7 protein-coding genes are annotated in these 7710 nt (G+C 74.0%); 4 read left to right on the top strand and 3 right to left on the bottom strand.

Annotated elements, in window-relative coordinates; all coding sequences use genetic code 11:
* Positions 1-349: 349 nt before the first annotated feature.
* Positions 350-790, bottom strand: coding sequence for a hypothetical protein (locus ACFV7Q_RS37595; RefSeq protein WP_385435441.1), 441 nt, complete (start codon positions 788-790; stop codon positions 350-352).
* A gap of 224 nt (positions 791-1014) precedes the next feature.
* On the opposite strand from ACFV7Q_RS37595, the gene ACFV7Q_RS37590 reads away from it, so the two are divergent.
* Positions 1015-1410 (top strand): SHOCT domain-containing protein, encoded by a 396-nt coding sequence (locus ACFV7Q_RS37590; protein WP_385435440.1) that lies wholly within the window; start codon positions 1015-1017, stop codon positions 1408-1410.
* Positions 1411-1605: 195 nt separating this feature from the next.
* Positions 1606-2451, top strand: a complete 846-nt coding sequence (locus tag ACFV7Q_RS37585; RefSeq protein WP_385435439.1) for a MurR/RpiR family transcriptional regulator — start codon at positions 1606-1608, stop codon at positions 2449-2451.
* A 119-nt stretch (positions 2452-2570) separates the two neighbouring features.
* Here the strand turns inward: ACFV7Q_RS37585 and ACFV7Q_RS37580 are convergent, their stop codons facing one another.
* Positions 2571-3731 carry an FAD-dependent oxidoreductase gene (locus ACFV7Q_RS37580; RefSeq protein ID WP_385435438.1) on the bottom strand — a complete coding sequence of 387 codons (1161 nt, stop codon included), beginning with the start codon at positions 3729-3731 and terminating at the stop codon, positions 2571-2573.
* 123 nt (positions 3732-3854) lie between these two features.
* Here ACFV7Q_RS37580 and ACFV7Q_RS37575 point away from each other — a divergent pair, with 123 nt between their 5' ends.
* A complete protein-coding gene (locus tag ACFV7Q_RS37575) occupies positions 3855-4436 on the top strand; it encodes a TetR family transcriptional regulator (protein WP_385435442.1) in 582 nt (193 codons plus the stop codon).
* An 84-nt stretch (positions 4437-4520) separates the two neighbouring features.
* Here ACFV7Q_RS37575 and ACFV7Q_RS37570 read toward each other — a convergent pair whose 3' ends face one another.
* Complete coding sequence (locus tag ACFV7Q_RS37570) at positions 4521-5879, bottom strand: diaminopimelate decarboxylase (protein WP_385435437.1); 1359 nt, start codon at positions 5877-5879, stop codon at positions 4521-4523.
* A 115-nt stretch (positions 5880-5994) separates the two neighbouring features.
* Between ACFV7Q_RS37570 and hutU the strand changes: the two genes are divergently transcribed.
* The gene (gene hutU, locus ACFV7Q_RS37565) at positions 5995-7668 is read left to right on the top strand and encodes a urocanate hydratase (protein WP_385435436.1); all 1674 of its coding nucleotides are present in this window, start codon (positions 5995-5997) and stop codon (positions 7666-7668) included.
* The last annotated feature ends 42 nt before the right edge of the window (positions 7669-7710 follow it).

Raw genomic sequence — 7710 nt, 5'->3', positions numbered from 1 at the left:
GATGACCGGGTCGGGACCGCCGCGCCCGGTCCGTCCGTCGTGGGCCGTGGTGCCGGCCCGTCGGGAAATCGGTACGGGCGCGTCACGTCGCGGCAGCACCGGCTTAACACGTCTCGGGCACAGTGGTGGTCGTCGGCGGGGGAGCGCCCCGGCCGGCACCACGGAACGGCGTTCGTGTGCTTCCGGAGCGGCTCCCGGACCACGTGGACGCCATGGACGCGGACGGCCCTGACCCGGCCCGTGTCCCCCGCGGGGACCGCCGTCGTCCCGCCCCTCGCGCACACGAGGGTGCGGCGGTCCCCGCGCTCAACTTCCGCGTCCTCGGGGCGCCCTGCGGCCGCCGGTCAGGTCAGGGGCAGGTGAGGTCGCGACGGGCGTCCCTGATGGACGCGTTCAACGCCTGCAGCTGGGGCGCGAGTTGGGTGACGGCCTGGCTGCCGGTGGTGTCGCCGGGCAGGTTCTCGTACGCCTTCTTCAGGTTCTCGGAGGCGGTCTTCACCGCGTTCTTCTTCGCCTGGTTCCAGGTGGCCTTGGACTCGGCGACCTTCTTCCAGCCGTCCTGGACCTCGTCGGTCGCGTCCTTGATCTGGTCCTTGGTCGCGGTGGAGGGGTTCAGGGCGTTCATTGCCGCGGTGTCGGAGCTGAGTTCGTTGATGCTGGCGCACAGGTCCGCCGCCGCCTTGCTCGGGTCGGCGGTCGGGTCGCCGGCGAACGCGGCGGTGGCGCCGCCGCCGGCCAGAACCAGGGCCGCCGTGGTGACGGCAGCCGTCCTCAGAAAGCGTCGCTTCATGGGATGCCCCTCTTCGGGATCAATTCGGGGATGCTTCGCTGCAGATCCCCGTTCCGGCCCCCGAGTTCCCCGAGCCCCCGCCCACTCAAGCTGGCACAGCCGTCCCGGACCCGCAAACGGGCCCCGTCGCCCGGAGGGCCGCTCAGCGGGTGCGGCGCCCGGGAGTTCGGGCTATACCGGAACGGTGAATGCTCGGGGGGCGACCAAGCCTCCGGGAGGCTCAGATGGACGATTACCCGCTCCTCAACCTCTTCTGGACCATGCTCCTGATATTCCTGTGGGTCCTGTGGTTCTTCCTGCTCTTCAGGATCATCACCGACATCTTCCGGAGCCAGGACATGGGCGGCTGGGGCAAGGCCGGCTGGACCATCTTCGTGGTGCTCCTGCCGTTCATCGGCATCTTCGTGTACCTCATCGCCCGCGGTAAGTCGATGGCCGAGCGCGACGTGCAGAGCGCGGCGCAGGCGGACGCGGCGTTCAAGGCGTACGTCCGCGATGCCGCCGCGACGTCCGGCGGGGGCGGCAGCGCGTCGGAGCTGGCCGCGCTCGCCGACCTGAAGGAGCGGGGTGCGATCACGGAGGCCGAGTTCCAGCAGGCGAAGCAGAAGCTCCTCGCCTAGCGCGTTCCGGAACCCACCACTCCACGGACTCCCCCGTGCGTACCGTACGGGGGAGTCCTCCGTTCGCGTGCGCCTCCGCGCCCGTGGCCGTATGCCGGTCATCGCGTCTCGGGAAGCGGGCAGCCGCTTGCCGTCCTGCATAAGCGCATGCAGAGTGCTCGGTGACTGAATGGGTACGGGGACGGAGGGGTCGGGATGAGCGACAGCCCGGCGGCGCGGCTGCAGAAGCTGTTCGAGGGGCACCGGCTGACGCCCACCCAGCGGCGGATCGCCCACTGCATGGTCCGCGGGGCGACGGAGGTGCCCTTCCTGTCGAGCGTGGAGCTCGCCGACCTGGCCGGCGTGAGCCAGCCGTCGGTGACCCGGTTCGCGGTGGCGCTCGGCTTCGACGGCTACCCGGCGCTGCGCCGGCACCTGCGGGAGGTGGCCCCGCCCGCCGAGCGGGTCGAGGAGCCGCAGGAGGAGACCTACAACGAGTACCAGCAGGCCGTCCAGGGGGAGATCGAGAACCTCCGGCAGCTCTCGGCGCTGCTCGCCGACCCCTCGCCGGTGGAGGAGGCGGGCCGGCTGCTCGCCGGATCGTCCCCGCTGCCCGTGCTGGGGCTGCGGGCGGCGTCCTCGCAGGCGCGCGGGTTCGCGTACTTCGCGGCCAAGGTGCACCCGGACGTGCGGCTCCTCGACGAGGGCGGCTCGATGCTGGCCGACCGGATCGACGCGTCGGCCGGGGCCGGCGCCTCGGCCCTGCTGTGCTTCGCCCTGCCCCGGTACCCGCGGGAGGTGGCGGAGGCACTGGAACACGCGCGGGCGGCGGGGCTGACGGTGGTGACGGTCGCCGACTCCGCGTTCGCGCCGGTCGCGCGGTACTCGGACCTGCTGATCCCGGCGCCCGTGGGCACCGGGCTGGCCTTCGACACGGCGTGCGCGCCGATGCTGCTCGGGCGGGTGCTGCTGGAGGCGATGGCCGACGCCCTGCCGGACGCCCAGGCCCGGCTGGAGGCCTTCGACGCCCGGGCCGCGGCGCGGGGGCTGTTCGTGGAGTAGCGCCGCCCGCCGCCGCCCGCCGCCGCCCGCCGCCGCCCCCCGCGGCCGTCCGGGGGGCGCGGACCTGCGGCCCCGCGGACGCGCGGCCCGGTCCGCCCCGTCCCGCCCCGCGGGGCCCTTCAGCGGTGGTTGAGCTCCGCCAGCTCGGCCGCGGCCCGGTCGTGCAGCGCCGGTACGCCGGCCAGGAGGCGCAGGCCGGCGTTGCGGACCAGGCGCAGGGCCGGGTTGCGGGTGGTGGAGAAGCGGGTCATCCGGTCGGTCAGGGCCACCACGCGCAGCGCGACGGGCCGGCGGGCGGCCTCGTACCCGTCGAGGGCGTCGGTGGCGAGGGCGCGGCCGAGTGCGTACGCGTCCTGGATGCCGGTGTTCATGCCCTGGCCGCCGGCCGGGCTGTGGACGTGGGCGGCGTCCCCGGCCAGCAGCAGGCGGCCCGCCCGGTAGCGGTCGGCGACCCGGTGGTGGATCCGGAACCGGGACGACCAGGCGAGTGCGCGGACGGTGGCCTGGCCGGGCGCGACCCGGTCCAGCAGCTCCTGCACGAAGGGGAGGTCCGGCGTGGCCGGGGCCTCGGCCACGGTGGCGACGACCCGGTAGCGGCCGTCGGGCAGCGGGGCCACGACGGTCGGCCCGACGGGGCCGAAGGTCAGCGAGACCTCGTGCGGGCCGGGCGCCCAGTCCATGGCCACGTCGGCGAGGACGAACGACTCCCCGTAGGAGGCGCCGGTGAAGGAGATGCCGGCGGCCCCGCGGACCGCGCTGTGCATGCCGTCGGCGCCGACGGCACGGTCGGCCCGCAGGGTCTCGCCGCCGGCGGTGGTGAGGGTGACCCCGTCGGCGTCCTGGGTGACGCCGGTGACCTCGTACGGGCGGTGCACCTCGCCGCCGAGGGCCCGCAGCCGGGCCAGGAGCACGGCTTCGGTCTCGTACTGGGGGACCATCAGCGCGTACGGGTGCGCGGTGCGCCCGCGCAGGCCGTCGAAGGAGAGGGTCGCGACCGGGCGGGCCCCCTCGCGGATGCGGAACCGGGAGACGGGGAGGCCGCGGCCGATCAGCTCCGCGGACAGGGCGCCGGACGGGTCGAGCTCGTCGAACACCTCCAGGGTGCGGGCGTGGACGACGGCGGCGCGGGACGTGTTCGCGCCCTCGGCCTGGCGGTCGAGGAGGACGAAGTCGACGCCGGCCTCCGCGAGGGTCACGGCGAGGGCCAGTCCGGTGGGGCCGGCGCCGACGATCGCGACGTCGGTGCGGGTGGGGAGGGGGAGTGCGGGGGTGATGGTCACGGCGGGCCTCCTCCAGTGGGCCAACAGTTGTTGGCCAACGGCTGTTGGCATCAGCATGCGCTCCGGCCCCCGGGAAGTCAACGCCTGTTGGCCTACATTTGTTGGCCTACAGTTGTTGGCGTGATGTGGAGCGAACGGGGCGAGAGCGGGCGGACCAAGGGCGAGCAGACCAGGGCCGCGATCCTGCGGGCCGCGCAGGAGCGCTTCGCCGCCCAGGGCTTCGAGCGCACGACCATTCGGGCCGTCGCGGCGGACGCGGACATCGACCCGTCGATGGTGATGCGCTACTTCGGCAGCAAGCAAGGGCTCTTCGACGCCGCGCTGGCCGTGGACCTGCGGCTGCCGGACCTGGGCGCGGTGCCCGAACAGGAGCTCCCGCGCGTGCTCGCCCGACACTTCGTGGAGCGGTGGGAGGGCGACCCGGCCGATGACGCGCTGCTAGTACTGCTGAGGTCGGCGGTGACGAACGAGCAGGCCGCGGAGCGGATGAGGAGGGTCTTCGCGGCCCAGGTCGCCCCGGCCCTGGAGGCCGCGGTGGGGGCGGAGCGGGCCGCGCGGGCGGGGGGACTGGTCGCGGCCCAGCTGCTCGGACTGGCGGTGACGCGGTACCTGCTGCGGATCCCCGCGGTGGCCGGGCTGCCCGCGGAGTCCGTGGTAGAGGGCCTCGCCCCGGCCCTCGCCGCCACTTTGGCCATCCGCTCCTGACCCCGGTCCCGCCGCCCCGCGTCCGAGGCGCAGGGGGGTCGGGGAACTGGCGAGCGGGGTGGCGGGCCGGGGGTGGCCAGGGGGTCAGAGGAGGGCGTCGCGGTGGTCGCCGCCCGCCTCCGCCACGATGTCCGCCGGGCTCTGGGCCGGGCGGGCGAGGGCGAAGCGGACCCCGCCCGACGGGCGCACGGCGAAACCGTGCACCGCGGGCCGCGGCAGGCTGTTGTAGCCGTAATGGGCCGTGAAGAAGTACGCGCCGGTGTCCGGTACGGCGACCAGGTCCCCCGGGGCCAGCTCCGGCAGCTCCCGGGCCGCGGCCAGCAGGTCTCCGGCGAAGCAGGCCGGGCCGGCGACGTCCTGGGCGACGGCCCGGCCCGTCTTCGGGGCGCCCTTCGCGTCGTACGGCAGGATCCGCACCGGCCACGCCGCCGGCGCGTACACCGTACGGGTGGCCAGTTGCACGCCCGCGTGGGTGAGGGCGATCGCCCGGGCGCCCGTCGTCTTGGTGTACTCCACCCGGGCGAGCGCCAGTCCGTGCTTGGCCAGCAGCGCCCTGCCGAACTCGGTGACCAGGCCGTACGACCCGTCGAACAGCGCGGGCACCGCCTCCCGCAGCACCGTGACGTACTCCGCGAAGGTCGGGGTGTGCGCGTCCGAGGCGAAGTTCACCGGCAGGCCGCCGCCGATGTCGAGGGTGTCGACCTGGCGGCGCCCGGCCGCCGCGTTGATCTCCTCGGCCAGCGCGTGCAGCTCCCGCACTCCCTGCGCGATCAGCGGCAGAGGCACCCCCTGCGAGCCCGAGTGGGTGTGCAGCCGGGTCAGCCACGGGCGGTCCAGGAAGGCCCGTACGAGCCACTCCCGCGCCCCCGGGTCGCGCAGCGCGATCCCGAACTTCGAAGTGGCGGTGGCCGTGGACAGCGCGTCGATGGCGCCCGCGCCCGTCTGGGGGTTGATCCGTACGCCGATCGGGGGAACGGTGCCGGCCGGCCGCGCCGCCACCAGGGCGTCGAGCCGTTCCAGCTCCTGCCGGTTGTCGGCGTTGACGGCGACCCCCAGGGCAAGGGCCTCCCGCAGCTCCGCGGTGGTCTTGGCGGGGGAGTCCAGCACCGTCCGCTCCGCCGGCACGCCCGCGGCCCGGGCCAGGGCCAGCTCGCCGGGGCTGGCCGCCTCGCAGCCGAGGCCCGCGTCGGCGAGCAGCCGCAGCACCGGCACCAGTGGCGCGGCCTTGACCGCGAAGGCGTGCAGGACGGGGGTGCCGGCCGGCAGGGCGCCCGCGAAGGCGTGGGTGAGGGCCGTGGCGGACTCCCGGATCCCGGCCGTGTCCAGTAGACAGACCAGCGGCGGGGCCGGATCCGACCCGCCGACGAGACCCTGCTCGACGGCGGCCCGTACGGCCAGGTCACGGCGCTCGGCGGCGCCCTGCGCGTGCATGTCGGCAGCCATGTCCGCCATCACACCATCCGGCGCGCCCGCCCGCAGCTGTTGACTGGAACTATTCAGGCAGCGAGGATGTGAATGGAATTACCTACAGCACGCCACTTCGTCAGGAGGCAACGCCATGTCAGGACCCCGACCGGTACGAGCTGCGCGCGGCACCGAGCTCAGCGCCCTGGGATGGCAGCAGGAAGCCGCTCTCCGGATGCTCCAGAACAACCTCGACCCCGAGGTCGCCGAGCACCCCGACAAGCTCGTCGTCTACGGCGGCACCGGCAAGGCCGCCCGCGACTGGCGCTCCTTCGACGCCATGGTCCGCACCCTGCGCACCCTCAAGCAGGACGAGACCATGCTGGTCCAGTCCGGTCGCCCGGTCGGCGTCATGCAGACCCACGAGTGGGCCCCCCGCGTCCTCCTCGCCAACTCCAACCTGGTCGGCGACTGGGCCAACTGGGAGGAGTTCCGCCGCCTGGAGCACCTCGGCCTGACCATGTACGGCCAGATGACCGCCGGGTCCTGGATCTACATCGGCACCCAGGGCATCCTCCAGGGCACCTACGAGACCTTCGCCGCCGTCGCCGCGAAGAAGTTCAACGGCACCCTCGCCGGCACCATCACCCTCACCGCCGGCCTCGGCGGCATGGGCGGCGCCCAGCCGCTCGCCGTCACCATGAACGACGGCGTCGCGATCTGCATCGACTGCGACCCGCGCGCCATCGAGCGCCGCATCGAGCACCGCTACCTCGACGTGAAGGCCGACTCCCTGGAGCACGCCCTCCAGCTCGCCACCGAGGCCCGCGACCAGCGCAAGCCGCTGTCCATCGGTGTCCTCGGCAACGCGGCCGAGCTGGTCCCGCAGCTGCTCGCCATGGGCGCGCCCATCGACATCGTGACGGACCAGACCTCCGCCCACGACCCGCTGTCGTACCTGCCCGTCGGCGTGGCCTTCGAGGACATGGCCGACGCCGCCGCCAAGGACCCGGCCGGCTTCACCACCCGCGCCCGCGAGTCCATGGCCAAGCACGTCGAGGCCATGGTCGGCTTCATGGACGCCGGTGCGGAGGTCTTCGACTACGGCAACTCCATCCGCGGCGAGGCCCAGCTGGCCGGCTACGACCGCGCGTTCGCCTTCCCCGGCTTCGTCCCCGCCTACATCCGCCCGCTGTTCTGCGAGGGCAAGGGCCCCTTCCGCTGGGCCGCCCTGTCCGGCGAGGCCTCGGACATCGCCAAGACCGACAAGGCGATCCTGGAGCTCTTCCCGGAGAACGAGTCCCTGCACCGCTGGATCAAGATGGCCGGCGAGCGCGTCCACTTCCAGGGCCTGCCCGCCCGTATCTGCTGGCTCGGCTACGGCGAGCGCGACAAGGCCGGCGAGCGCTTCAACGACATGGTCGCCTCCGGTGAGCTGGCAGCCCCGCTGGCGATCGGCCGCGACCACCTCGACTGCGGCTCCGTCGCCTCCCCGTACCGCGAGACCGAGGCCATGCTCGACGGCTCCGACGCCATCGCCGACTGGCCGCTGCTCAACGCCATGGTCAACGTGGCCTCCGGCGCCTCCTGGGTCTCCATCCACCACGGCGGCGGCGTCGGCATGGGCCGCTCCATCCACGCCGGCCAGGTCACCGTCGCCGACGGCACGGCGCTCGCGGGCGAGAAGGTCCGCCGCGTCCTCACCAACGACCCCGGCATGGGTGTCATCCGGCACGTCGACGCCGGCTACGACATCGCCGAATCGGTGGCCGACGCCAAGGGCGTGCGCGTCCCGATGCGCGAGGGCGACGCCGAGGCCTCCGCGTGAGCCAGAGCTTCCACGCCATGTGGGCGTCGCTGCGGCCCATCG

This window comes from Streptomyces sp. NPDC059851 (genome assembly GCF_042732005.1).
Lineage (GTDB): Bacteria > Actinomycetota > Actinomycetes > Streptomycetales > Streptomycetaceae > Streptomyces.
The sequence above is the reverse complement of the archived record's forward strand: the minus strand, read 5'-3'. Positions and strand labels throughout refer to the sequence as shown.

What these genes read in the sequence shown, in the direction of transcription:
- ACFV7Q_RS37595 (WP_385435441.1), bottom strand. Translation starts at nt 790, where the DNA reads ATGAAGCGACGCTTTCTGAGGACGGCTGCCGTCACCACGGCGGCCCTG.
- ACFV7Q_RS37590 (WP_385435440.1), top strand. Translation starts at nt 1,015, where the DNA reads ATGGACGATTACCCGCTCCTCAACCTCTTCTGGACCATGCTCCTGATA.
- ACFV7Q_RS37585 (WP_385435439.1), top strand. Translation starts at nt 1,606, where the DNA reads ATGAGCGACAGCCCGGCGGCGCGGCTGCAGAAGCTGTTCGAGGGGCAC.
- ACFV7Q_RS37575 (WP_385435442.1), top strand. Translation starts at nt 3,855, where the DNA reads ATGTGGAGCGAACGGGGCGAGAGCGGGCGGACCAAGGGCGAGCAGACC.
- ACFV7Q_RS37570 (WP_385435437.1), bottom strand. Translation starts at nt 5,879, where the DNA reads ATGGCTGCCGACATGCACGCGCAGGGCGCCGCCGAGCGCCGTGACCTG.
- hutU (WP_385435436.1), top strand. Translation starts at nt 5,995, where the DNA reads ATGTCAGGACCCCGACCGGTACGAGCTGCGCGCGGCACCGAGCTCAGC.